This window comes from Providencia burhodogranariea DSM 19968 (assembly GCF_000314855.2).
In the GTDB taxonomy this organism is placed as follows: Bacteria; Pseudomonadota; Gammaproteobacteria; order Enterobacterales; family Enterobacteriaceae; genus Providencia; species Providencia burhodogranariea.
In genome coordinates this window covers 1,074,229-1,100,015 of sequence record NZ_KB233222.1, presented here as the reverse complement: position 1 = coordinate 1,100,015, position 25,787 = coordinate 1,074,229, and the positions used below count along the sequence as shown (strand labels likewise).

General features: G+C 38.8%; 20 protein-coding genes and 1 pseudogene. 8 read left to right on the top strand and 13 right to left on the bottom strand.

The annotated features are described in order from the left end of the window. Window positions 1-466: 466 nt before the first annotated feature. Both OOA_RS04595 and OOA_RS04590 read right to left on the bottom strand, forming a co-directional pair. Entirely contained in the window at window positions 467-1,204 is a 738-nt protein-coding gene (locus OOA_RS04595) for a phosphatase (protein ID WP_008910962.1), read from the bottom strand. A gap of 448 nt (window positions 1,205-1,652) precedes the next feature. Then, complete coding sequence (locus OOA_RS04590; RefSeq protein ID WP_008910961.1) at window positions 1,653-1,994, bottom strand: hypothetical protein; 342 nt, start codon at window positions 1,992-1,994, stop codon at window positions 1,653-1,655. 708 nt (window positions 1,995-2,702) lie between these two features. On the opposite strand from OOA_RS04590, the gene OOA_RS20755 reads away from it, so the two are divergent. Further along, window positions 2,703-2,969: a hypothetical protein gene (locus tag OOA_RS20755; RefSeq protein WP_201764573.1), complete on the top strand. Its 267-nt coding sequence runs from the start codon at window positions 2,703-2,705 to the stop codon at window positions 2,967-2,969. 14 nt (window positions 2,970-2,983) lie between these two features. Continuing rightward, a pseudogene (locus OOA_RS04585) lies at window positions 2,984-3,558 on the top strand (DUF1349 domain-containing protein). Between the two features lie 435 nt (window positions 3,559-3,993). Here the strand turns inward: OOA_RS04585 and OOA_RS04580 are convergent. Beyond that, complete coding sequence (locus tag OOA_RS04580) at window positions 3,994-5,181, bottom strand: MFS transporter (RefSeq protein ID WP_008910960.1); 1,188 nt, start codon at window positions 5,179-5,181, stop codon at window positions 3,994-3,996. Beyond that, window positions 5,178-6,161, bottom strand: a complete 984-nt coding sequence (locus OOA_RS04575; RefSeq protein WP_008910959.1) for an aldo/keto reductase — start codon at window positions 6,159-6,161, stop codon at window positions 5,178-5,180. The genes OOA_RS04580 and OOA_RS04575 overlap by 4 nt, the downstream gene beginning before the upstream one ends. Before the next feature lie 61 nt (window positions 6,162-6,222). On the opposite strand from OOA_RS04575, the gene OOA_RS04570 reads away from it, so the two are divergent. Further along, entirely contained in the window at window positions 6,223-7,161 is a 939-nt protein-coding gene (locus OOA_RS04570; protein WP_008910958.1) for a LysR family transcriptional regulator, read from the top strand. Window positions 7,162-7,392: 231 nt separating this feature from the next. Here OOA_RS04570 and OOA_RS20980 read toward each other — a convergent pair whose 3' ends face one another. The 3 genes from OOA_RS20980 to guaB form a co-directional block, all read right to left on the bottom strand. Continuing rightward, window positions 7,393-7,542 (bottom strand): Arm DNA-binding domain-containing protein, encoded by a 150-nt coding sequence (locus tag OOA_RS20980; RefSeq protein WP_008910957.1) that lies wholly within the window; start codon window positions 7,540-7,542, stop codon window positions 7,393-7,395. A 158-nt stretch (window positions 7,543-7,700) separates the two neighbouring features. Beyond that, window positions 7,701-9,278 (bottom strand): glutamine-hydrolyzing GMP synthase, encoded by a 1,578-nt coding sequence (gene guaA, locus OOA_RS04565; RefSeq protein WP_008910956.1) that lies wholly within the window; start codon window positions 9,276-9,278, stop codon window positions 7,701-7,703. A 214-nt stretch (window positions 9,279-9,492) separates the two neighbouring features. Continuing rightward, window positions 9,493-10,959 (bottom strand): IMP dehydrogenase, encoded by a 1,467-nt coding sequence (guaB, locus tag OOA_RS04560; protein ID WP_008910955.1) that lies wholly within the window; start codon window positions 10,957-10,959, stop codon window positions 9,493-9,495. A 172-nt stretch (window positions 10,960-11,131) separates the two neighbouring features. On the opposite strand from guaB, the gene xseA reads away from it, so the two are divergent. Next, entirely contained in the window at window positions 11,132-12,514 is a 1,383-nt protein-coding gene (gene xseA / locus OOA_RS04555; RefSeq protein WP_008910954.1) for an exodeoxyribonuclease VII large subunit, read from the top strand. Between the two features lie 181 nt (window positions 12,515-12,695). On the opposite strand, the gene OOA_RS04550 is transcribed toward xseA, so the two are convergent. The 5 genes from OOA_RS04550 to maeB all read right to left on the bottom strand — a co-directional run bounded on the left by OOA_RS04550 (window position 12,696) and on the right by maeB (window position 21,703). Then, window positions 12,696-14,951 (bottom strand): TonB-dependent receptor domain-containing protein, encoded by a 2,256-nt coding sequence (locus OOA_RS04550; protein WP_008910953.1) that lies wholly within the window; start codon window positions 14,949-14,951, stop codon window positions 12,696-12,698. A gap of 364 nt (window positions 14,952-15,315) precedes the next feature. Beyond that, window positions 15,316-17,481 (bottom strand): S9 family peptidase, encoded by a 2,166-nt coding sequence (locus tag OOA_RS04545; protein ID WP_008910952.1) that lies wholly within the window; start codon window positions 17,479-17,481, stop codon window positions 15,316-15,318. A 20-nt stretch (window positions 17,482-17,501) separates the two neighbouring features. Further along, window positions 17,502-18,299 (bottom strand): energy transducer TonB, encoded by a 798-nt coding sequence (locus OOA_RS04540; RefSeq protein ID WP_008910951.1) that lies wholly within the window; start codon window positions 18,297-18,299, stop codon window positions 17,502-17,504. Between the two features lie 136 nt (window positions 18,300-18,435). After that, complete coding sequence (locus tag OOA_RS04535) at window positions 18,436-19,308, bottom strand: ChaN family lipoprotein (protein ID WP_008910950.1); 873 nt, start codon at window positions 19,306-19,308, stop codon at window positions 18,436-18,438. 115 nt (window positions 19,309-19,423) lie between these two features. Then, the gene (maeB, locus tag OOA_RS04530) at window positions 19,424-21,703 is read right to left on the bottom strand and encodes an NADP-dependent oxaloacetate-decarboxylating malate dehydrogenase (protein ID WP_008910949.1); all 2,280 of its coding nucleotides are present in this window, start codon (window positions 21,701-21,703) and stop codon (window positions 19,424-19,426) included. Window positions 21,704-22,152: 449 nt separating this feature from the next. On the opposite strand from maeB, the gene OOA_RS04525 reads away from it, so the two are divergent. From OOA_RS04525 to OOA_RS04510, 4 genes are all read left to right on the top strand, one after another. After that, window positions 22,153-22,773 carry a LuxR C-terminal-related transcriptional regulator gene (locus OOA_RS04525; RefSeq protein WP_008910948.1) on the top strand — a complete coding sequence of 207 codons (621 nt, stop codon included), beginning with the start codon at window positions 22,153-22,155 and terminating at the stop codon, window positions 22,771-22,773. A 386-nt stretch (window positions 22,774-23,159) separates the two neighbouring features. Beyond that, the gene (locus OOA_RS04520) at window positions 23,160-23,531 is read left to right on the top strand and encodes an ArsC family reductase (protein WP_008910947.1); all 372 of its coding nucleotides are present in this window, start codon (window positions 23,160-23,162) and stop codon (window positions 23,529-23,531) included. A gap of 14 nt (window positions 23,532-23,545) precedes the next feature. Further along, window positions 23,546-24,676 (top strand): succinyl-diaminopimelate desuccinylase, encoded by a 1,131-nt coding sequence (gene dapE / locus OOA_RS04515; protein ID WP_008910946.1) that lies wholly within the window; start codon window positions 23,546-23,548, stop codon window positions 24,674-24,676. Then, on the top strand, window positions 24,673-25,341 hold the full coding sequence (locus OOA_RS04510) for a M15 family metallopeptidase (protein ID WP_008910945.1): 669 nt from the start codon (window positions 24,673-24,675) through the stop codon (window positions 25,339-25,341). Before dapE ends, OOA_RS04510 begins: the two co-directional genes overlap by 4 nt. A 41-nt stretch (window positions 25,342-25,382) precedes the next feature. Here the strand turns inward: OOA_RS04510 and OOA_RS04505 are convergent, their stop codons facing one another. Then, window positions 25,383-25,772 (bottom strand): DUF454 family protein, encoded by a 390-nt coding sequence (locus OOA_RS04505; RefSeq protein ID WP_040691104.1) that lies wholly within the window; start codon window positions 25,770-25,772, stop codon window positions 25,383-25,385. Window positions 25,773-25,787: the final 15 nt, after the last annotated feature.

The window sequence follows — 25,787 nt, the reverse complement described above, 5'->3', positions numbered from 1 at the left end:
TTTGTTAATCATTAAAATCTAAAATAAAAATAAATTATTTTACAATTTAAGATTCCACATAAAATTTAAAATAAAAATAAGAATGTTGCCAAACAAATGATTAAGTTTTTTATTAAAAAATAAAATTTAAAAATAATTCATTATAAAATTCACTCACCCTACCAGTTCCATTTTAATTTAAAGAAAAAGTGAATCAGATTTCTCTTATAAAACAAAATTCTTTGGTTGTTAGTCCATTTCCCGTAGCTGATTAAATTCCATTATTTACCCTTAGGATTACCTCTTGAATAGATAAAATAATTAAACGGATAATAATTTCATGATACCAAGTAAAGGTAACGACGATATCGTGTTCGCAAAAGTGCATCTGCCTTATGTTAATATGAGTTTGTTTTTATAGCCGTAATCAATCTGTGACTTAGATAAAATATTAGCCGTCCTGTTCTCACTAAACGGCTTAATTTGACTAAAAATCCGCAAATTCAGGTATCGGTTTACGACCATGAGATTCTAAGAAATCCAGAACTCGGCGTGGAGAAACATTTAAGATTTGATCTTGCGGAAAATCGATAGAGGCTAACATTTCAATTACTTTGTCAAAATTACCTAAATAACCTGCATAATGAGAATCAGAACCAAGAGAAATCCACCCTCCTGCATCTTTTACCGCTTTGGCTATCGCTAAGCAATTAGGTTGGCTACCAACCCTAGAATGTAGAAATGATGAATTATTCATTTCCAACGCTACATTAGATTCTTTAGCTGCTTGAGCTACCGCATTAATATCAATAGGATATTTAGGATTGCCTGGATGAGTGATAATTTGTACTTTACCACTTTGAATCGTTGCAATCATCGCTTCTGTATTATTGGCTTGGCTTTGAGGTCCTAAAACTGGCTCATGAAAACCAGCTAAAATAATATCTAGCTGTTTAGCTATTTTGTCATTGCAATCTGTTTCACCCAGCTTGTTTTTTATATTAGCTTCAATTCCATATAACAAACCAACACCATTAACGATCCGCGGTAAAATTGGCATATTGGAAAAATGCCATTGATGAGGAGCATCATCCATCTCTGGGCCATGATCAGTGATGGCAAACAGTTTCATGCCTTTATTTGCTGCTTCCAAAAAATAGTCGTTAAACGTACTGTAGGCATGGGTGCTGGCAATAGTATGAGCATGTAAATCAACTAAATACATAATAAAACCCTTCTCATTATACTCAGAATTTTTTTAACCCTTAAAAAAGCAAGGACTATTCAAACTAACACAATGATAGATGCGATTCGAATATTATCTACAACAAGAGCACTTACCAACTAAGTGATTTTACTCGTTTCTCATCTGATAAGTACTGACCTATGCTTAACCTCAAATAATAGAGTCATACATTCATCATGCTCCTCATCATATTCTTCTATAGCGCATAGATACCATTTAAATAACCTTAAACCAAACTAAATGCATACATAAGATGAAACCTGCATTTCATCTTAATGATCGATTTATTATTATATTATCTTTTAATAGAAAATTAGCTGTAATACTACTGTCGTGATGAGCAATTAGCCGTATTAATTGATTTATCAGTTGAAAATATTTAATAGGATTTTTTATTTTATGAATTTCAAAATAATTATTAATCTTATTATTTAATTTTCAATTTAACCTCATGCCACCCTAACGTCACCCAGCATTTAGAATCACCAGCAAGGCAACATTCCTTCACCGGCAACTGTTTATTGCATCTATCACACCGCTCACTTTCCAATCTATGCATTTTCTCTTGAAGTTCATTATTATCTTTGAGGATAAGTAGCTGAATATATTCGTTCATATCATAAGGTTCTCTACCTAGCCGCCTCAAGACACAGTTTTTTTTCAATATTTCCAATTCCATTGACTCAATTAATAATTCAATCTTAATTATTCCCATTCTTTTTTGATTAGCTCGTTGCACTGCTTTACGTTCTACTGCTGATTTTGCCATTTATTAGAATCCTTTTTATCGTGACATGTCACGAAAATTTATTTTTATCCATCAAAATAAAACTAAAAAAACAATTAACCGCCTTCACAAATCGAATTTAACTCATTAAAAATCAATGTGATGAATCGAAAATCTAAATATTTTAACTTTGCAATCAAAGTCAAAACAAAAATAAAATAAAATAAAATAAAATAAAAAACATTAATTTATAATTCATTTAATTTAATTTAATTTAATTACATGTTTCTAGATATATTAAGCAGAATAAATATAAGCCTATATTAATATTTTAAATCAATAAAATTGAAATCATTAATAAAATCCACCCATGCTAGAGATTTATCAGAAAACAACAATCACTTACTTAACTATCTATATAATATTCGCTTTTCGTGTATCAAAACACAACTAAAATCAGTCTCAATATTAATATTGTTTTTTATCCAATCAATAACATCAAAAAATTTAGTAATGAAGAATAATATTAAAACAAAAAAAGGCCTACCATTTATATTTTGGTAGACCTTATGATGATGTAACTGATTATTTAATTTATTTGTTATCTACGAGAACAAATATGAAATTCAGCATAAAAGAAAATACAAATACACTACAGCCCCCAAGAACTGCTTGAATAAAATTTTGTGTACCACCCGCTAAGTAGGCAGGTAAGCTGAAACTGATGATAGAATATAGCTGGTTAAATGCGTGTCGAGAGTGACGGAGATAGCACCGAACACCCCTATAGCTAAGCTCACCATAAATAATGCTTTGGTATATTTAGTCAGAACACCAAATAATGCAGGTTCAGTAATCCCTAAAATTGCCGTAATACCGGAGCCTAGCGTGATAGAAAATTGCTTCCGTGATGATAGCTCTGTGAATTTGGAGCATCTTGAAGTGCAGTTTTATATCGACCGCTCAAATTACCTAACACAGAATACGCGGACGCCACAGAACAATCATTGGTTTTAAAAGGGTGAAAAATAATGAATACGTCATTTTACTGGATAAACGAGCCTAAACGCTGGCAATATGATCAAGGTATTCTATCGGTCATTACTGAGGATAATACTGATTTTTGGCAAACTACTTGGTACGGTTTTGAACGGTTTCCTGTCCATATTTTTGCCACAAATGTAGTCGAAAACTTTACTTTTCAGGTAAAAGTATCTGCGGATTTTACAACATTATATGATCAGGCTGGCATCATGTTTATGACTGATGAAAAACACTGGTTAAAGCAGGTATTTAGTTAAACGATGGCACACCAATGATTGGCAGCGTATTAACCCTCGGTCATTCGGACTGGGCTACTGGCATTTTTCCTGGCAATCCAAAAGCATTTTGGCTTCGGCTCACACGCAAAGGAGATAGCCTGCGGCTGCAATTTTCTGCCGATGGTATTACTTGGCCTCTCCTTCGTTTAGCACATTTCCCATCTGTACAGAAATGCATCGTTGGTGTGAAGTGTTGTACCCCAGAACGCGGTGCTCTGCGGGTTTGCTTTGAGGACATGATATTAAGCCCTGCACTTAGTAAAGAACTGCACGATCTAAGCTAATACTCTAGAGTCTCTGATAGATATGACTTTCTTACACGCTTTCCAGCCGTTCATTTCGGTTATTAATACGGGAAAAATGTATTCATCCTTCCCAATGAATCGGTAAACCTCTCACCTTTGAAATAGCGAGTACTGGTGGTTACTCCCCACCGTAAATGAACTTCCCCCAAAAGTTAGATGCTTTTAGTCTAACGTGAAGGGGGCAGTTCATTTTGCGTGGGCTTATATACTTACTCTGCCAGTTAATATCCCCTGATTCGTAATGCGCTATTTTCCCCATATAAATATATAAAAAATTATATTTATATTCAGCTGTTAAGAGAATCAGTCATTCTCAATATTATTATCTATACATCACTTAACGTTATTTCTATTTTTTGCATACAGTTGCTCTTTAAGCTCAGATTTTTAAATCTTTTACGCTTAGAGAATTTCTTACTCAGAAACGGCTTGTCCTTCAGAATTATCTCGGCAGATAGCGACTAAAATAAAACTTAGCAATGTGATTAATGATGCAATTAAATATAGCGTTTTGATATTCCAATGATCTAAAACACCTGCTCCCAACACAGCTCCTGCGCCAACAGCACCATTAAAAATAGAAGCATAAATTGCTGAAGCAGGTAATGCTTTATCCCCAGCTAATCGAATTATCCAAGCTTGAAGGCTCACAAATAATATGGCAACGCCAAGCCCCCATCCAGTCATTAGTAATAGTACAATAATCTCACTTTTAACTGTTGAAACGCTAATTAACATCAAGCTAAGGGATATCAATAGTAAACCGACACCAAGAACTCGTTTTAGGTAGCTATCGATAAATATCCCACATAGAAAGTTACCGATTATTCCAGCGACACCAAAAGCCAATAAACAAATGGCTATCCAACTATTAGATATGGCAATTTCTGAAGACAGTAAGACTTCAACATAAGTAAATGCAGCAAAGTGCGCAACGATACCACAGGTCGCTATCAGATATACCATTCTCAACTTGGTATTTTGCAACACAGATGAAAATTGATTTCGACCTAAACTCACCATACCCGATACATAGGGAAGGCTACAGGCTAAAGTAAACGCTGTAATAACTGATAGTATTCCTAATAATAAAAAAGATACCCGCCAACTCGCATCACTACTGATCCAGCTAATTAACGGAACGCCTAACACGCTTGCTATCGATACTCCCCCAAAGATTATCGAGGTCGCTTTCCCCACATGGTTAGAAGAAACTAATTGCGCTCCCATTGTACCAATCATTGCCCAGAATGCTCCGTGAGCGACTCCGCCCAGAAGTCGAGCAATTAAAAGCACTGTAAAACTATGACTGGCTGCTGATACGAAATTAGAGAGTCCCAAAAATAGCATCAGACCGACTAATAAAGGTCGACGAGGTAAATGACTAATCATCATTACCGATAGTAAGGCTGCAATAGCGCCAATCCATGCGTACAAGGTAACAATTAATCCTGTCGTACCTGCATTCTGCCCCATATCTTTTGCTATTGCTGAGAGCATGCCTATCGGTGCTAATTCCGTGGCGACTACAATAAATGATGCAATTCCAAGCATGGACACCGCGGCCCAATTGCGCCATCCCGTATTATTTAATGTTCTCACGAATTAACTCCTTTCATACCTTCTAAGGTATAACGGGCACCTGCAGGTTTAAAATTACCAATAGCAGATTCTATTTGTGCCAAATCATCTGAGGTCAGTGTGATATTAGCGGCACTAAGATTATCGATAAGATGAGTGACTTTCTTCGTTCCGGGAATGGGGACGATGTCAGTTCCTTGAGCCAGTAACCATGCAAGCGCGATTTGTGCAGAACTACACGACTTATTGTGAGCCATCTGAGCTATCACCTCAGGTAGAGGCCGATTAGCCTTCAAATTATCTGAGCTAAACCGAGGTAGATCCTTCCGAGCGTCGTCCTTATCAAAAATACTTTGTGAATGGAAACGCCCTGTCAAAAAACCACGTCCTAGTGGAGCATAAGGTACAAAACCAATACCAAGTTCCCGACAAGTTGGCAAAATATCTGTTTCCACATCTCGCGTCCAAAGAGAGTACTCCGTTTGTATCGCAGTGATCGGATAGATGAGATGTGCTCTTCTAAGCGTTTTCGCGCTAACTTCAGACAACCCAATGTGGGCAATTTTCCCTTCCTTAATGAGTTCGGCAAGTGTTTGTATCGTTGTTTCTATTGGCACATCAGGGTCTAGGCGATGAATGTAATACAAATCAATACATTCAATGCCTAACCGCCGCAGAGAGCTCTCACAAGCTTTTCTAATATACTCACGGCTATTATCAATATGTCTTTGATATTCCCCAGGACGACGAACAATGCCACACTTTGTTGCTACTCTGATATCAGGGCGATTCTTGCTAAGAAAATTACCAATGAGTTCTTCGTTATGATAGTTTCCATAAGTATCTGCAGTATCAAACAGTGTGCAGCCTAATTCGACAGCCTTGTGAAGCACAGCAATCGACTCTTTATCATCTCGTGGCCCGTAAAACTCACTCATCCCCATACAGCCTAAGCCAATTGCTGATACTTCTAATCCTTGCCCTAATATACGTTTATCCATTTTGGTTCTCCCTTGGTTTATTTTATGTTTTCCAGTATGCTTTCCAAAAACGGAGATTCATATGGTAAAATTAGGCAATCAATTTTCCGATATCGGAAAGCAAAGAGAAAAACAGCATTTGAACTGGGATGACGCCAGAATATTTTTAGCTATAGCAAGAGAAGGCACGCTGAGCAGTGCATCTAAGGCTTTGAAACTTGGAATTGCAACAACATCTAGACGGCTGGAACGATTAGAAGACGCTTTAGGTATCAGACTATTCACGAGAGATCAGCTCGGCTTTAAGCTGACTGATGAAGGAAGCGCTTTAATTTCCCATGCAGAAGCACTTGAGCAGGCAGGTTATGCATTCGGAACAGCAACTCGAGGAAATAATGAAAGTGTTATGGGACATATTCGTCTAGCAACAGCTCAAGGACTTGCAGATTACCTCATTATCCCAGCATTACCGGCTTTAATGGAATCGCATCCTAATTTGACAATAGAAATTGTTACCAGTGTATCAACGGTTAACTTACATAGACGTGATGCAGATATGGCATTGAGAATGGTGAGACCCGAACGTGGTAATGTCAGTATTCGGCGATTAGGTGAACTGGGGTTTGGTCTTTACGCTTCAAAACACTATTTACAACGGAAAACGAGTTACGATCCAAGCAGTACTTTTGAGCATGATGATTTTATTGGATGGTCAGAGACTCAGCAGCACCTTCCCGCAGCACAGTGGCTAGAAAGAACTTTACGAGGTAAACCTTGTCGATTAACAACGACCAGTATGTCTGCGCAAATTAGTGCAGCCGAAGCGGGAATTGGTATGGCTGTTCTCCCTCACTTTATTGCACAACCAAAAGATCTGGTTTGTGTAGAAAGTGATATTGGTTGTAATCAACCCATTTGGTTAGCGATTCATTCTGATCTTGCTCAATCTCGCAGAATAAGAGCTGTTGCTGAGTTTTTAAGTAGCCTCGTCATTGAACATGATAAATTACTGTCTTCATAGTTATATCAGTCTATAACATGGACTCGCATAATAATTTATACAGTTAAATAGCGCTGTATTGATTGAGTAAGATTAGTAACTATTCTTACGTTCTTGATAATGATTGAGCTTTACCGCCTCTTTCACATGACTATGCTTCATTACGAACAATGTTGTAAGTTATCTGTAAGTCTGTGAAGGTGCAGTATTATAAAATCAACTAATCACATCCACTTGATATTAAAGCTATTTTTATACTGAAACATACAAACCATCACGATCAGACAGCTTATAAAGCTTACTTTCAGGCTTTAAGCTCTTTAATTTTTTATCGGTTAACACGTCGGTATTCCTTTGTGTGATACCGTCATTTTTATTATTTTGCTGACGGTATTGGTTCACTCATATAGTCCATTTTATTTTCAATACCGTCAATAATACCGTCAAAATTATCGGCTACTATCAACTGTTAACCGCTGTAAAAAACAAAAAGGCACCAGTAAGTTACTGATGCCTTTGGGATTATCGACAACTAACGATTGTTATCAACTGATGCTATTTTATTCCCACTCAATGGTTGCCGGTGGCTTGCCGCTGATGTCATAGACCACGCGAGAAATGCCATTGACCTCATTGATAATACGGTTTGAAACGCGGCCTAAGAAATCATATGGCAAGTGCGCCCAGTGTGCGGTCATAAAGTCGATAGTTTCAACAGCACGCAAGGAAACAACCCAGTCATACTTACGACCATCGCCCATTACGCCAACTGAACGAACAGGTAAGAATACGGTGAAGGCTTGGCTAACTTTGTTGTACAGATCTGCTTTATGCAGCTCTTCAATAAAGATAGCATCTGCACGACGCAGAAGATCACAATACTCTTTCTTCACTTCACCTAATACGCGTACACCTAGACCTGGACCCGGGAATGGGTGACGGTACAGCATGTCATATGGCAGGCCAAGCTCAAGACCAATCTTACGCACTTCGTCTTTGAATAGCTCTTTCAACGGCTCAACAAGACCCAGTTTCATGTCATCCGGTAATCCACCGACGTTATGGTGAGACTTGATGACGTGAGCTTTACCCGTTGCAGATGCGGCAGACTCAATAATATCTGGATAGATAGTCCCTTGCGCTAACCATTTCACTTGGCTTTGCTTAGACGCTTCTTCGTCAAATACATCAATGAAAACGTGACCGATCGCTTTACGTTTAGCTTCTGGATCAGCAATGCCAGACAGTGCATTTAGGAAACGATCTTCAGCTTTCACATGGATAATATTGAGGTCAAATTTGCCTTCAAACATTTCCATGACTTGATCTGCTTCATTCAAACGCAACAAACCGTTATCAACAAACACGCAAGTTAAACGTTTGCCAATCGCGCGGTTTAATAGCAATGCGGTGACAGATGAATCAACACCACCAGAAAGTGCTAAGATAACATGATCATCACCAATCTGTTCTTTCAAACGTTCAACGGTGTCATCAATGATAGCAGCTGGAGTCCACAGCGCTTCACACTGGCAGATCTCCTGAACAAAACGTTTAAGAATATTAAGACCTTGGTAAGTATGGGTCACTTCCGGGTGAAATTGTACACCGTAGAATTTTTTCTCTTCATTCGCCATGATGGCAAATGGGCAGCTCGGCGTGCTAGCAATAGTTTTGAAATCAGCAGGAATTGCAGTAACTTTATCACCATGGCTCATCCAAACATCAAGAACTGGCGTGCCATTTTCATTCAGTGAATCTTGAATATCACGGAACAGCTCAGATTGCTCAGTCACTTCAACTTTAGCATAGCCAAATTCACGCTCACCGGAGACTTCAACAGCGCCACCAAGTTGCATAGACATAGTTTGCATACCATAGCAGATACCTAAAACAGGTACGCCTGCTGTGAATACGTAGTCTGGTGCACGTGGACTATCATTTACCGTTGTACTTTCTGGGCCACCAGAAAGAATGATGCCGTTTGGATTGAATCCACGAATTTGCTCTTCTGAAACGTCCCACGCCCAGAGTTCACAGTACACACCAATTTCACGAATACGACGAGCAATAAGCTGTGAATACTGTGAGCCGAAATCAAGAATAAGAATACGATGCTTATGTATATTTGTTGTCATTTGAGGCGAATTCCAGAAATTCAAGTCAAAATAGAAAATCAGTGACCCCGATATTAAACACGAAGCCACCCTGAATCATTATAACCGTCATACATCAAGTTGCCGCTGGCAGTGCATGTAACCTACACCTACAACCCGGGGCATATCGTTATCGCTGTTCCCGAGTTAGCGCAGCCATTAGCTTACACACCGCTTGAATCATTTACGGCCTATATTATTGCCCCAGACGGTAGTTAGGGGATTCTTTCGTGATGGTAACGTCATGCACATGGCTTTCTTGGATACCAGCACCACTAATACGGACAAATTCTGCCTTAGTACGAAGTGCGTCGATAGTACCACAGCCAGTCAGTCCCATACAGGAACGCAGACCACCCATTTGTTGATGAATAATATCTTTCAGGTGACCTTTATAAGCCACTCGACCTTCAATTCCTTCCGGAACCAGTTTATCTGCAGCATTATCAGTTTGGAAATAACGGTCAGAAGAACCTTTAGACATTGCACCCAGTGAGCCCATACCGCGATAAGCTTTGTAAGTACGGCCTTGGAACAGAATAGTTTCACCCGGAGATTCTTCTGTGCCTGCAAACATGGAACCAACCATGACGCAAGCAGCGCCCGCAGCAATAGCTTTTGAAATATCGCCAGAGAAACGGATACCGCCATCAGCAATAACAGGGATACCCGTACCTTCTAATGCTTCGACTGCATCAGCAATCGCAGTAATCTGAGGTACACCAACACCTGTTACGATACGCGTTGTACAAATAGAACCTGGGCCAATACCGACTTTAACAGCACTAACACCTGCATCAGCTAAGGCTTTAGCACCTTCTGCTGTCGCGACGTTACCACCAATGATTTGTAAGTCTGGGTATTTTTGGCGAGTTTCACGAATACGTTGTAATACACCTTCGGAATGACCATGAGATGAGTCAATCAGTAATACATCGACACCAGCAGCTACCAGAGCATCGACACGCTCTTCGTTGCCTGCGCCAGCACCGACAGCAGCACCAACACGTAGACGGCCTTGGTCGTCTTTACAGGCGTTTGGTTTACGTTCTGCTTTTTGGAAATCTTTTACGGTGATCATACCTAGCAAATGGAAGTTATCATCAACAACCAATGCTTTTTCGACACGCTTTTCATGCATTTTTTGTAAAACCACTTCACGCGCTTCGCCCTCTTTCACTGTGACTAAACGCTCTTTAGGCGTCATTACCGCAGTGACAGGCTGATCAAGATCGGTAACAAAGCGAACGTCGCGTCCCGTAATAATTCCCACCAATGAATTATCAGCAGTCACAACTGGGTAACCCGCGAAGCCGTTACGTTCAGCCATTTCTTGAATTTCGCGAATACTGGTATCAGGAGTCACTGTAACAGGATCTGTTACAACTCCACTTTCATGTTTTTTCACGCGACGAACTTCATCAGCTTGGCGTTCAATAGACATGTTTTTGTGGATGAAGCCGAGCCCACCTTCTTTAGCAAGTGCAATCGCAAGGTCAGATTCAGTGACAGTGTCCATTGCTGCAGAGAGCATAGGAATGTTTAGGCGGATAGTTGCAGTAAGTTGAGTAGACAGCTCAGCCGTGTTTGGTAGTACGGTTGAATGTGCAGGAACGAGTAATACGTCGTCGAAAGTTAGTGCTTCTTTTTTAATGCGTAACATAGGCAATATCCCACCTGGCAGCGTGTATGGAAAGGTATAAAATATTGCCGCGGCATTATACACACCGAAACCGATTGCCTCTAGTCCTTTTTTCAAAAAAAACTTGATAACTCCTCTGACTAGGTTAGTATCAATCAATTAAGTCATTGTTTTAAAATTTGATCTAGCTCACATGTCAACTCAAGAAAATAGTGGAATTTATTCTGTCAGTAAACTCAATCAAGCGGTTCGTGAACTTCTAGACCGCCAGATGGGTAGGATTTGGCTGACCGCCGAAATATCGAATTTTTCGCAACCTAGTTCTGGTCATTGGTACCTCACCTTGAAAGATGACAAAGCTCAGGTTCGTGCTGCTATGTTTCGAGGACAAAATGCTCGGGTAACCTTTCGCCCACAAAATGGGCAGCAAGTTTTAGTCCGTGCTACAGTGACTTTGTATGAACCTCGTGGTGACTATCAAATCATTATCGAGAGTATGCAACCCGCGGGGGAAGGTCTTTTACAACAGCGTTTTGAACTATTAAAACAGGCTTTAAGTACTGAAGGTTTATTCGATGCAATGCATAAGCAACCTTTACCCTCTCCTGCTAAACGTATCGGGGTAATCACATCAGCGACGGGCGCTGCATTGCATGATATTCTTCATATTTTACGCCGCCGTGATCCTTCACTTCCCGTTGTCATTTATCCAACCGCTGTTCAAGGTGATCTTGCTCCTGCTCAAATTGCACGTGCCATTGCATTAGCAAACAACAGAAATGAGTGTGATGTCCTCATTGTTGGGCGTGGTGGAGGGTCCCTAGAAGATCTGTGGGCGTTCAACGAAGAAATCGTCGCTAGAGCCATTTTTAATAGCCGTTTACCTATCGTCAGTGCTGTTGGCCATGAAACAGACGTTACAATTGCCGATTTTGTCGCGGATGTCCGAGCACCAACCCCCTCAGCTGCCGCAGAATTAGTCAGCCGAAATCAACTTGAGTTAATACGTCAATTACAATCTGGCCAACAACATCTCGAAATGGCGATGGATTATTATCTTGCTGGCCAGCAGCAACGTTTTAGCCGTTTACAACATCGCTTACAACAACAGCATCCGCAACTGCGCTTAGCAAGACAACAACATCAATTAAGTTTACTAAATCAGAAGCTCAATCAAGCCATGGCAAGGCGGCTTCAAATTGCCGAAATGCGCCACGAACAGCTACAACGTCGTTTAACTCAACAAGACCTACGTCCTCAATTACAGAAGCAACAGCGGTCATTACAGCAAACACAGTATCATTTGCAAAATATGATGTCCGGTTTACTAAATAGTTATCGACAACGTTTTGCCGTTGCTTGTTCGAAAATGGAGACTGTAAGTCCTCTTGCAACACTGGCTCGAGGTTTTAGCATTAGCGAAACCTCCGATGGCATCGTGTTGAAAAAAACCTCACAAGTTAAATTAGGCCAAAAATTAAAAACTCGACTGAATGATGGCTGGGTAGAGAGTGAAATCACTGATATTACTAAAACCAAAGCCAAACGTACTCCTAGAGCATCAACGAAGTCATAATCCAGATTCAGAGACAGTGGCATTAAACTTGCTCCATCAAAGCTACTTGATACTATTAAATTTAAAAGTCGAAATCTATTATTGCGTGTTTCACCACAAATAATTTTGGTTATCAGCAAATAAAAAATCAGTAACGCAAGGTTAATGCGCTACTGATCTTGTTTTACTTATCTCAATTCAGCTAAAACCGAACCACACCACCAATCATGTATGCTCTTCCTCTCGCTGTCGCATTATTTTTACCGCGCTCCTCCATAATGGCTGTCGAATTAGAACGATTTAATGCATCAGAATAGTTTCGATTAGTCACATTGTTCACACTCATCATCAAGGTGAAATTTTTGTTGATTTCATAATCAGCATATAAATCAATGATTGTTGGCTGTTTCTCATATTTATCTTTAAGCGCATCACCGTTGTTATCGACGATTGATTCAACGCCAATTCGTTTTGCAGGCCCTGTGACTGTAATGGTTGTGCCTAGTGTTAATGTCTCATCTAGTAAGCGTATACCTGAGTCTAATGTCAAATAATAATCAGGTAATTCGGTAAAATCACCTGCACTAAAATCAGCCATCCGAGCAATCGAATTGGGTTGATTACCCGTCTCCTTGGTGTAAGAGAGCGTTGAATAAAATACACCAGCATCATAGTTAGCTTGTAATTCATAACCACGTAAATTCACATCACGCGGATCATTGACGTAGATATAACTTTTTTGGATTGATGCCGGAGATTCCTGATCCCAAACATCATCATTCATCAAACACCAAATAAATTCAGCTTCTGTTTTGGGACGGCATAATAAATAGGGTTTGCTGGTAATATAATCTTTGATTTTGGTATGGAACCACAATGCTTTTAGATTAAATTGGTCGCCAGTCACAACAAGATCCGGTCTAAAAGTATTGAATCCAATCTGCCAAGTTTTTGATTTTTCGCCTTTTAGGAAAGGGTTCATTGAATTGCCCCCATTTTGCGAATAGAACACTTCTTGTGAATTTGGTGCTCGCATTGAGTGAGCGTAACTTACGAAAGGTTGGAATTCAGGAATAATTTCAGCAGAAAGCAATACTCCGGGATTAAATCCGCCTTCACGCAGATTGATATTTGCATCGCCTTGGGGGAAACATTTTACGTCATAGTCACAAGCAGGCTTAAACCCTTTGAGTTGATAATGCATATAATTCAAATCAAATGTAGCTGAATAAATATCATATTTTGCATTAAATTGTGTATATAAGCTGGCCAAATCTAACGTACCACTTGGTGAAAATGGATTATACGTTATCGTATTTTGGTCAATAACAGAGCCGACTTCTCGCTCGTATTTATTTTTCATTAATTTCGAGCCCACTTTCCACTCATAGTCTGTTTGCCCGTATGAAAAACGACTTGTATTTGAAAGTGCCATACCATCTGCAATATTTTTAGATTGACCTTGCCTTAATGCCCAGCCAAGGGAATCACCTTCAAATTTTTGATTACTTTTACCATGATTGACGATTAATTCAGTATCGATTAATTCACTGAGTGGTGTGTATTTATATTTAATATAATAATCTTCACTATCAATTTGACGTCTGGTTAATTTGTTTTGATAAAATCGCCCACTAAACTCTAATTCATGGGTTTCATTTGGTTTGTATGTGAGCTTGGTTAATTGAGATTGTGGTTTTTGTTTAAATGTTTCATCAGTTGCAAAGTCATCACTATTATAACCTGCCCCATTTTTATAATTACCGGGAATGTTATGCCCACTCACAGCAATAAGCCCGCCCAAATATCCTTCATCTGCATTTAATAATGTTTTGCCCGCAACAGCCACCATGCCTGTATAGCCGAGGCCATTGTCTCCCCATCGAGCTTTACTACGAAGTCCATATAAATTATCGTCGAAAATAACATCATTAATTCCAATTGTTCTAAAATTGGCACTACCAGCAAGGGCATTGATACTATTACCTCCATTTAATTGCCCTTTATCAACTTCAACTTCAACCACGAAATTAGGATCAATTAGAGCTCCGAAGTCATTATTAGGTTGTTGACCATGGGTATAGCTACTTGGTGAGATACCATAATACGTTTGAGTAATGCCATCGACCATCATGTTAACGCGACCAAAGCCACTCAAACCACGAATATTCACATTTATCGTACCTTGACTCGCATCCATTTGGGTGTACGTTCCCGGCATGGTACGAATAATTTTATCAAGACCTTGCAGTTTATTTTCGGTTCCAACTGCACTAAATGCCCCCGGTTTTTCTAACGCTTTAACTAATGGTGTTTGTTTTTGTGCTCCTGAAACTTTTAATTTACTAAATGTAACTACCTCTTTATTATTTTGCTGCTGTGTTTCTTCAGCTAAAGCAATACCATTAAGCCCAGTAATAAATATACCGGCCCCTAATAATTTTAATTTTTTGTTCATTAAACCATTCCTGTAAACGCGATGAAAATATATGCGCCCACATGCCTAAAAACAGAACGTACTTCCCTTGTTAATATTTAAAAATTAAATTATAGCTCTTATATTTTTATATGATTACAGCTTATATTTTTATGGAAAAACAGTTATAGACTTCATATCCTACAAGATACATTAGCCTACTAAACACAAATTATTCGGAGTGATTAAACCATACAGATAAAGTTGTTATTAATAGTAACGCAAAAAAACACCCCGAATGATAGTATTTATCTTTGCTCATCGGGGTAGCCTAGTTTACTTATTGTCTTATCTAAAACAGCTTAACTTTAATTGTAACTAAATTGTTAATTAAAGTTATTCCTTATTAATATTTCTTTAATTGTGGAAGATATTTATGTTTATCTTCCAACATTAAAATAAAGCTATAATCGAGTGCGATATCATTCAATGCATTATAGCGACCTGATTTACCACCATGACCTGCATTCATATTCGTCTCCAATAATAATAATGAATCGCCTTGTTTGTAATCACGTAATTTAGCAACCCATTTTGCCGGTTCCCAATATTGAACTTGAGAGTCATGTAAGCCAGTTGTAACTAGCATATGAGGATATTGCTGCTTTTTGACATTATCATATGGGCTATAGGCTTTAATACGCCAATAAGCTTCTTTGTCTTCTGGATTTCCCCATTCATCATATTCACCAGTCGTTAATGGAATAGATGGATCAAGCATTGTTGTGACGACATCGACAAATGGAACTGAAGCCACCACGCCTTCATACAATTCAGGCGCCATATTCACAACCGCGCCCATTAACAGCCCACCCGCACTTCCACCCATGGCATAAATATGGCCTGGCTCGCCATAACCTTGGCTAATCAGTGCTTTGGTAGCATCAATAAAATCAGTAAATGAATTCATTTTATTGACTGTTTTACCTTGTAAATACCATTTTTTACCCAATTCACCGCCACCACGAATATGAGCAATCGCATATACAAAGCCCCTATCTAATAGCGATAGACGGGAAGAACTAAATGAAGGATCAATACTATAACCATAAGCACCGTAACCATAAACCAGCAATGGATTCTGCCCATCTTTAAATAAGTCTTTACGATAAACTAATGAAACAGGTATTTTCACACCATCCTGTGCAGTGATCCATACACGCTGACTTTGGTATTTTGATTTATCGAAATCTTTGACTTCTTGTTGTTTCAATAACTGCCTTTCTTGGGTCAGCATATTAATTTCGTAGACCGAAGAAGGGGTTGTCATTGAAGAATAGCCATAACGCAACTTATCAGTATCAGGATCTGGATTATTATCAACCCATGCCATATAAGCAGGATCATCAAAGCTGACATAATTTTCTGCTTTAGTTTGCCAGTTAATTTGGCGAATATTAACTAAACCATTCTGACGTTCTTCTAATACCAGCCATTGGCTGAACAGGTCAAATCCTTCTAAATCGACATCATCACGAGGAGCAATTAACGTTTTCCAATCATCCCTTGAGCTCGCAGTGAGATATAAACCAAATAATGGATTTTCATGATTAGAGCGCACATAAAATTGGCCGCGGAAATGATCTGGATAATATTCAACTCCTGTTTTACGAGGTTGAAAAATAGTAACAGCTTCGTTAGGTTTATTTGCATCAATTAAACGATACTCGGATGTTTCTGTACTAGTTATCCCAACTAAGATGTAATCTTTAGAGGTTGACTTAGAGATACTGACATAAAAAGTATCATCTTTCTCTTCATATACCATTGCATCTTGTTGCTGTTGCGTGCCAACTTGGTGACGGAAAACTTGATAAGGTAATAGTGTTTGCAAATCTTTATTAACGTAGAAAAGTGTGTTGCTATCATTTGCCCAAACAATGTTACCTGAGGTATTCAGTAACTGATCGTTTTGCCATTGATCACTATCAAGCTGACGAAAAGAAACTGCGAAATTATTACGGCCTTCCCTATCTTCAGCAATGGCGATAGTTTTATTATCAGGGGAAACCGTCATTGCCGCTAAACGATAAAATTCCACGCCCTCTGCACGTTGGTTACCATCAACAAGTCGCTGCCATTCACCTTCACTCTTTATGGGACGACGCTCATAAATAGGATAGTTTTTACCTGACTCGACTCGGCTACGATAAGTATAACCATTGTAATTATAAGGAACCGACTGGTCATCCTGCTTCATTCGAGAGAGCAGTTCGTCATAAATTTGTTTCTTTAGTGGTTCACCGAGCATGAGTTTCTGTTGACTATATTTATTTTCTTTTTCAATATAATCAATGACTTCTGGCGATTTTCTTTTATCATCTCTTAACCAATAGTAATTATCGATACGGACATCTCCATGCATTGACATTTTATATGGTTGTTTTTTAGCCTTAGGTGCTGACATCTGTTCCTCCGCCAAACTATGGCTTATATTTAATCCCAAAAGTGCAATCAGACAAAATTTAGCGAGTCGAGTAGAAACTGGCAACATATTTAATCGTTCAGACATTTTGTTATCCCGATGAGCAATTAATTTTTAATAGAAAAATCTATTGGCATTTGCACTATAACCTTGCCATTTTTGATCATTTCAACAGGTGGTATAGGAAGTGGTTGTGCTCGTGAAAGTACTTTTTCGGCTTCTCTGTCAAGGGAGCGAGTTCCTGACTCTTTGACAAGTGAACTTTTAATAACATAGCCTTGAGTGTCGACTTCAAATCTAATGACAGGAATACCTGTGCGATTGCGTCGTCTTGCATCATCAGGGTAACGTTTAAATTTATTTAGTTTTCCCAGTACCAACGCTTGCCATTGTTTTTCCGCATCAAGAGCCGCTTGTGAATTACTATTAAACTCGGCTGCAATTTTATCTGTTTTTTTCAACGCAGCTGCGTCGCTGGTTGCAGGAGCTGTACTTGATTTAGAATCATCACTTTCAATTTCTTCAACCCGTTTATTCTTATTTTCCTTTTTTTCCTTTTTAGGGATAGATTGTGTTTTTTTCTTTTCTGTTTTGGTAACTAATACTTCAGCCTTTTCATTAACAGGAACAGGAGGTAATTCAGATTCTTCAGGTGTTGCTTCTTGAGCTTTGCTTGCCACAGAAACCTCTTGAACTTGGCCGATATTTACTTCTGTAATCTGCTTAGCTTCTGCTTCTATAGAAAGCTCCATCACAACGGATGGAGGGGGCGTTAATTCATCCCAACGATTTTCCTGATTGCTATGTAGAAAAAAAACGATAACCAAGAAATGTAATGCAATGGCAACAATTAGTGCCCCACCCATTTTAATATTGTCGTAGTGTCCAAGTGTAATTGTACTCATTTTGATCTTATTTTTTCGCGCCAAAGGACTAAATGATAATCAATTACATATAGAAATGAAAACTATTTCATTCATAATTAGGGTAAATATTACAATTAACTAGTTAATGATTATCGGGTGGTTACTTTATAGCCAGCTAATTTGAGGTAGGGGTGTACCAAACATAATCTGCGTGGAGATTATCGATTGCATTCTCTTTCTCAGAAATAATTAACACTTTAAATTCAGCTTCAGGTGCTAAATCTTGTATATGCAGTGGCACGCCAATAGCGCGTGTTGCGTGATAACCACCTGCAAATAGTAGCGCTGGTGTTGGTGCTTGCAATAAAGATTTCGCCATTCTGCGGTCTCTCATTTGTTGAATAACCGTCATCTTGGCAATTTGCTCAGATGTTAATTGACCACCGTGAGAACTCTCAATTGTTTTACTGATAAGTTCCTGAACTACAGGCTGTGTTGAATAAATCCCATTAAGTACTGGTGGAGTTTCATATGCTTGTTTAATTTCGTCTGTATTAAGGTTTGCTGCAAGTAGTGGATAAGGTGCTTTTAATAAGTGTTTAGTCAATTCGCCATACTGCTCCCACGGCCAACCTTTTTGCCATTTCAGTGCAGACTGTAATTTTTCATCACGAATGTAGGAATTCCCTTGCATCTCTACTTTAGTAGCATTAACACTACTTTGTTGGTCTGGCTTGATCATTTCGAGAAGAACAGAGCCTTGTGGACGAGTTTTATGCATCTCTTGTGCGAGCCACTGCTCTATTTGATGATGATATAGATTGTCATGTTTCTCACCAACAATCACACGTGAAGATTGTGCTAATTGTTCGATTAGTTGCTGAGGTGTAATGGATTTCCCCGAGTTGAGGTCGACTATTTGTCCTTGACCCGTTAGCTGCTCATCTAGCTGTAACGGTTTTTGTTCTGTTTGTTGTGCACAACCGGCAACAAATAGTAAGGCCATTGCGATGAGAGAGGACTTTACCTTCAATGCTACTGATATCATTATCTTTTCCATCTATTGAATACAAGAGCATTCAAAATACAGATAATGAGAATTATTTTCAATTAAAAATGACCTCTAAAATTAATAATTAGAGGTCATTTAATATTAAGTAAAACTACAGTGGGTGAGTTTGTGCTTCTACCGCTGCCAATGCCACCATGTTCACAATCCGGCGAACCGACGCAATTGGAGTCAAGATATGAACAGGTTTCGCAACTCCCATCAATACAGGACCTACTGTTACGCCATCTGAACTCGCTACACGCAATAAGTTATAACTGATACGTGCTGCTTCCATATTAGGCATAATCAATAAATTTGCTGAGCCTTTTAATGGGCTATCTGGCATAACATCTTTGCGGATAGCTTCAACTAATGCAGCATCACCATGCATTTCACCATCGATTTCAAGATGCGGCGCACGTGCTTTAATCAATGCTAATGTATCACGCATTTTTTGTGCTGATGAGCAATCTGATGAACCAAAGCTTGAACGCGATAACAGTGCTACTTTTGGTTCAATACCAAAACGACGCACAGTATCCGCCGCCATTAAAGTGATCTCAGCCAGTTCTTCAGGTGTTGGATCTTCATTTACATAAGTGTCTGCGATGAAAGTGTTGCCCGTAGGTAGTAACAGTGCATTCATAGCACCAGCGGCGTGAACCCCTTCACGGAAACCAAATAGATTTTTCACCACATCGTAATGTTCACTGTAGCTACCAACAGAGCCACATATCATACCGTCAGCTTCACCACGAAGTACCATGATACCGCCGATTAAAGTTGGATTACCAATCACTGCACGACGCGCCATTTCTTGTGATACACCGCGGCGTTTCATGATGTGATAGTATTCTTGCCAGTATTCTTTGAAACGTGGGTCATTTTCGTTATTGACCACTTCAAAATCTTTCCCTAGCTCAATATGTAAGCCGAGTTTTTGAATTCGCATTTCAATGACACTTGGACGACCAACTAAGATAGGGAAAGCCAAACCTAAAGAAACTAATTCTTGTGTAGCATGCAGAACACGCTCTTCTTCACCTTCAGCCAATACAATGCGCTTTTTCTGTGTTTTTGCTTGTGAGAAAATTGGCTTCATAAATAAGTTTGTTTTGTAGACAAACTGGTTTAATTTTTCGATATATGCATCAAAATCGGTAATTGGGCGAGTTGCAACCCCTGAGTCCATCGCTGCTTTAGCAACAGCAGGTGCAATTTTCACAATCAGACGTGGATCAAATGGCTTAGGAATGATGTATTCCGGGCCAAAGAATAGGTCTTGGTTGCCGTAAGCAGATGCAACCTCTTCGCTTTGCTCTGCTAACGCGAGATCAGCTATCGCATACACACAAGCTAACTTCATTTCTTCATTAATGGTCGTCGCACCAACATCTAATGCACCACGGAAAATGAATGGGAAACACAATACGTTATTAACTTGGTTCGGGTAATCTGAACGGCCAGTACAAATAATTGCATCTGGACGAACTTCTTTTGCAAGTGGCGGCAGAATTTCTGGATCTGGGTTAGCCAATGCGAGGATCAGAGGATCCTTCGCCATTGTTATCACCATATCTTGTGTCAGTACACCAGGCCCTGAACATCCAAGGAAAATATCGGCATTCGGAATTGCATCAGCAAGTGTTCTGGCACCATTATCTTCAATCGCATAAGCAACTTTAGTCGCATCCATTTTTTCATCACGACCTTTATAAATAACCCCTTTGGAGTCACATACCGTGATATTTTCAAGTTTTAAGCCTAAAGCCACTAGCAGGTTCATACATGCAATAGAAGCCGCACCTGCCCCAGAAACGACTAAGCGAACTTCACTGATTTCTTTTTTGACAATACGCAGGCCATTGATCACCGCTGCTGTACAGATAATCGCTGTTCCATGTTGGTCATCATGGAATACAGGAATATTCATTCTTTCGCGCAGTTTTTGCTCAATATAGAAACATTCTGGTGCTTTAATATCTTCTAAGTTAATGCCACCAAATGTCGGCTCAAGAGAGGCAATGATATCAACAAGTTTATCTGGGTCTGTTTCATCAACTTCGATATCAAATACATCGATCCCAGAAAACTTCTTAAATAATACCCCTTTCCCTTCCATAACGGGTTTTCCCGCCAAGGCGCCGATATTACCTAATCCCAAAACTGCAGTACCGTTTGAAATTACACCAACTAAATTCCCTTTTGCGGTATAACGATAAGCCTTTAGCGGATCTGCCGCAATTTCAAGACATGGAACCGCAACCCCTGGTGAATAAGCTAGAGCCAAATCGCGTTGAGTCGTTAATGGTTTAGTCGGTGTTACTGTTATTTTTCCTGGATGAGGAAACTCATGAAAATCAAGAGCACTTTGTTTTAATTTATCATCCATCATCAAGTCCTTTCAAAGTATGTAGGGTAAAAGCTGTAACAGTATAAACACATCAAGCACGCAAATCATGATCGTACTGGCAATTTCCAGAAAATTCTTTTAGTTACGTTAAGAACGATGATTTTCATATCACCAATTTTTAACCGTAAATATTGCTACAAAAGCAGGAAAATAATGAGTAAAATTACAATTATATATACAAACATAATTACTTTTGATAATTTTAATTATATTAAATGCGTTTTATAATATTTATTAAAAAATAACAAAAATTAACTAAAGGCTGATTATACAAAACTCATCACTTTATATAATAGTTGTTATCATAACTCACTAACATATAAAAAACACATCATGACCATTTAGAGTTTTATTTTCAAATATATTATTGTTAATTTAAAATCAAAATTTATAAAATTTAATTATTATAGATATAAAAGGATTAAAATTTGCCTACTTACACCGTTATGATTATTGATGAACACCCGATTTATCGTTATGGCTTACGTCAACTCATGAGCGCAGATAAACACTTTGTTGTCACGGCAGAAAGCTGTGATTGCTCTGAAGCATTGCATTTTGCAGATGAATTACAACCTGATATAATCATAATCGATACCCATATTTATGGGGCTAAAACATTTGAAACTATCCGTTTATTGCGTAAACATTGTACTAAAACCTATTTACTTGTTCTTTCACTATCCTCATCAAAAACAGATATATACAGTGCAACCGATGCAGGTGCGCAAGGCTATCTACTTAAAAACAGTGATCTCGATATGCTAATGAATAGCATACATAAAGCCGCAGCTGGGCATCATGTATTTAGTGAAAAAGTCTATACCTGTTTAATTAATCGCCATCAAACACCAGACCCTTTATCCTTATTAACTCGTCGAGAATTTGAAATATTACAAGAAATGGCTACAGGCTTAAAAAACAAAGAAATATCTAGGTTATTATTTATCTCAGAAGAAACAGTAAAAGTTCACATTCGTAATCTACTTAAAAAATTACACGTTCGCTCTCGTTTAGAAGCTAGTTTGATATATATGCACTCAAAATAATTCAAATTAAAATAATCACCAATTTTAATTTAATAAAATCATATGAAAATAAATAATATTAAAATCATCTTATGGTCGCCACCGTTTCAATCAAAATGGAAAACAATTTAGTATGTATATAGATAACAAATAAAATTATTAAAATAAAAACTAAAACATACCTAAAATAATTAAATTCAGATTTCGAAGAAAAAAAATAAACGACTGAGCATAGCTAAACTCTGTAACTCGATGAGCTGAACATAACCAAAAATCCTATATCTAAGGTATGAGGGATTATATCTTAATCATCAGATTAAGTGAGTCTTTCCAATACAAGGGGTAGATCGTGATTAAAATTTCACGCATTATGTAAGGCTAATAGTCCGTTATCAAAGGAAAATTTCATGTCTAGTATCTCCTCTTCTACTTACATTATGTATGGCATCAAAAATTGTGACACTATTAAAAAGGCTCGCCGCTACTTGGAAGATAACGATGTTAGTTATCAGTTCCATGATTACCGAGTTGACGGCCTTGATGATGCACTATTATCCACATTCATTTCACAGCTCGGCTGGGAAGTATTAGTGAATAAAAGAGGAACGACATGGCGTAAATTGAATGATGAAGAAAAAAATGCCGTCGTTGATGCCGCAAGCGCTAAAAAAGTGCTACTTGCTGAGCCAGCAATGATTAAGCGCCCCGTTCTAGTTTCAGCAGATAACCGCTACCTTGTTGGTTTTTCTTCTGATGAATATCAAAAATTTACAAAATAAACTAGGGTATTACGATGAATTGTCCTGTTATACAACTTGCTCAAGCACTCATTTCTCGCCCATCGGTTAGCCCTGATGACCAAGGCTGTCAGGCTTTATTAATCGAACGTCTCGAAAAAATTGGCTTTATTGTTGAAAAAATGCCATTTGGCGATACCCTTAATTTTTGGGCTCATCATGGCACAGACGGCAAAACGTTAGCATTTGCAGGCCACACTGATATCGTTCCTGCGGGCGATCCCGCAAAATGGCAAACGCCTCCTTTCACCCCCACTATCATCAATCAACATCTTTATGGTCGTGGTGCTGCCGATATGAAAGGCTCGGTTGCTGCAATGATTATTGCCGCAGAACGCTTCGTTGAGAAACACCCTGGCCACCAAGGTAAACTCGCTTTTTTAATCACTTCTGATGAAGAGGCAAAGGCAACAGATGGTACAGTTAAAGTCGTCAAAGCCTTGATGGATCGAAATGAACGCTTAGATTACTGCTTAGTTGGTGAGCCATCTAGCCAATCTCAACTTGGTGATATCATCAAAAATGGTCGCCGAGGTTCGATTACTGCTGATCTAACTATTCTAGGTACTCAAGGGCATGTCGCTTACCCACACCTCGCTGATAATCCTGTTCATCGCGCAACTGCTTTTTTGCAAGAGTTAGTTAGCACTCAATGGGATCAAGGTAACGAATTTTTCCCTGCAACCAGTATGCAAATTGCCAATGTTCATGCAGGAACGGGAGCTAGTAATGTTATTCCTGGTGAGTTTTTCGTCCAATTTAATTTTCGGTTTAGCACCGAGGTTACGGATACATTAATTCGCGAGCAAGTCGAAAGCATGTTGGCCCGCCATCAGCTTAATTATCAAATTGAGTGGGAACTTTCAGGTCAACCTTTTTTAACTGGTAAAGGTAATTTAGTTGATGCCACCGTACAAGCCATCAATGAATTAACGGGGCGAACCGCTGAGTTATCCACCAGCGGAGGGACTTCTGATGGCCGTTTTATCGCCCAAATGGGTGCGCAAGTCATCGAATTAGGCCCTTTAAACGCTACCATTCACAAAGTGGATGAGTGTGTCAGTGTTGAAGACCTGCAACAACTAGCGAAAATTTATGAACGCATCATGGAACTGCTACTACTATGATTTCGATTGAAATGCTAACAGGGCGCTCTACCGATCATCTGGTCACTTTAGGTGGAAATCATCGCTTGCAATTTAATGCCACTAAAGCTTTTTTAGCGATGCAACAAGCTGCTGCTAGAGCAGGTTTTAAACTGCAATCAGCCAGTGCTTTTCGTGATTTTTCACGTCAGCAATTAATCTGGAATGAAAAATTCGCTGGCAAACGCGCTGTTCTCGATAATCAAAACCAGCCGTTAGATATCAGCGTGTTGAATGAAGGCAAGCTATGTGAAGCGATTTTACATTGGTCTGCGCTACCCGGCGCGAGTCGACATCATTGGGGTACTGAAATTGATATTTATGATCCCTTTCGACTTCCCGTAGGTCAATCATTGCAATTAGAACCTTGGGAATATGAGACAGGTGGCTATTTTAGCGAGCTCAATCAATGGATAAGTGACAATATGGCCACATATGATTTTTATCGTCCATTTAGCGCTAAAGATGCAGGTGTTGCTTATGAGCCATGGCATATAAGCTATTGGCCACTTTCTCATGAAGCTGAGCAACTACTTACCCCGGAAGTGATCAAAACAGTATTAGATGAAGAAAAAATACTGGGTAAAGATTGGTTACTCGCTAATCTTGAATATGTATTTAATCGCTATATCAAAATCCCTGATTAATGACGAAAGCGCCTATTGCGGCGCTTTTTAATTATTATGTTTTATCTCACTTCATCTTTACTTGGTAAAGATTTATCAATCACAGGTAATCGGTACATAAAAACGACTAACCAACATAATAATGCGAATAAACCAATTTTTAACCACCAAAAACCCACTACCCAAATGGAAAACGAGAAAGTAATTAAAATAACAATAATGGCTTTAGGTTTAATTCCTTTTGGAAGTGCTTTATAAGTTTGCCAGTGACGAATATATCCACCAAACAATGAACGATAGAGTAACCAATAATGAAACCGTGGTGATGAACGAGAAAAGCACCATGCTGCTAGCAATAAGAATGGTGTTGTTGGTAAAACAGGCAATATAACGCCTAAAAATGCTAATACCACAGCGAGCCAGCCGACTAAGATTAAAAATCCTTTTTTTATATTCAAAACGACTCT

Excerpts from the sequence above, each read along its gene's own strand:
- OOA_RS04590 (WP_008910961.1), bottom strand. The coding sequence starts at position 1,994 with ATGGCAAAATCAGCAGTAGAACGTAAAGCAGTGCAACGAGCTAATCAA.
- OOA_RS04595 (WP_008910962.1), bottom strand. The coding sequence starts at position 1,204 with ATGTATTTAGTTGATTTACATGCTCATACTATTGCCAGCACCCATGCC.
- guaB (WP_008910955.1), bottom strand. The coding sequence starts at position 10,959 with ATGTTACGCATTAAAAAAGAAGCACTAACTTTCGACGACGTATTACTC.
- guaA (WP_008910956.1), bottom strand. The coding sequence starts at position 9,278 with ATGACAACAAATATACATAAGCATCGTATTCTTATTCTTGATTTCGGC.
- OOA_RS04550 (WP_008910953.1), bottom strand. The coding sequence starts at position 14,951 with ATGAACAAAAAATTAAAATTATTAGGGGCCGGTATATTTATTACTGGG.
- maeB (WP_008910949.1), bottom strand. The coding sequence starts at position 21,703 with ATGGATGATAAATTAAAACAAAGTGCTCTTGATTTTCATGAGTTTCCT.
- OOA_RS04545 (WP_008910952.1), bottom strand. The coding sequence starts at position 17,481 with ATGTCTGAACGATTAAATATGTTGCCAGTTTCTACTCGACTCGCTAAA.
- OOA_RS04520 (WP_008910947.1), top strand. The coding sequence starts at position 23,160 with ATGTCTAGTATCTCCTCTTCTACTTACATTATGTATGGCATCAAAAAT.
- OOA_RS04535 (WP_008910950.1), bottom strand. The coding sequence starts at position 19,308 with ATGATATCAGTAGCATTGAAGGTAAAGTCCTCTCTCATCGCAATGGCC.
- OOA_RS04510 (WP_008910945.1), top strand. The coding sequence starts at position 24,673 with ATGATTTCGATTGAAATGCTAACAGGGCGCTCTACCGATCATCTGGTC.
- dapE (WP_008910946.1), top strand. The coding sequence starts at position 23,546 with ATGAATTGTCCTGTTATACAACTTGCTCAAGCACTCATTTCTCGCCCA.
- OOA_RS04570 (WP_008910958.1), top strand. The coding sequence starts at position 6,223 with ATGGTAAAATTAGGCAATCAATTTTCCGATATCGGAAAGCAAAGAGAA.
- xseA (WP_008910954.1), top strand. The coding sequence starts at position 11,132 with ATGTCAACTCAAGAAAATAGTGGAATTTATTCTGTCAGTAAACTCAAT.
- OOA_RS04540 (WP_008910951.1), bottom strand. The coding sequence starts at position 18,299 with ATGAGTACAATTACACTTGGACACTACGACAATATTAAAATGGGTGGG.
- OOA_RS04575 (WP_008910959.1), bottom strand. The coding sequence starts at position 6,161 with ATGGATAAACGTATATTAGGGCAAGGATTAGAAGTATCAGCAATTGGC.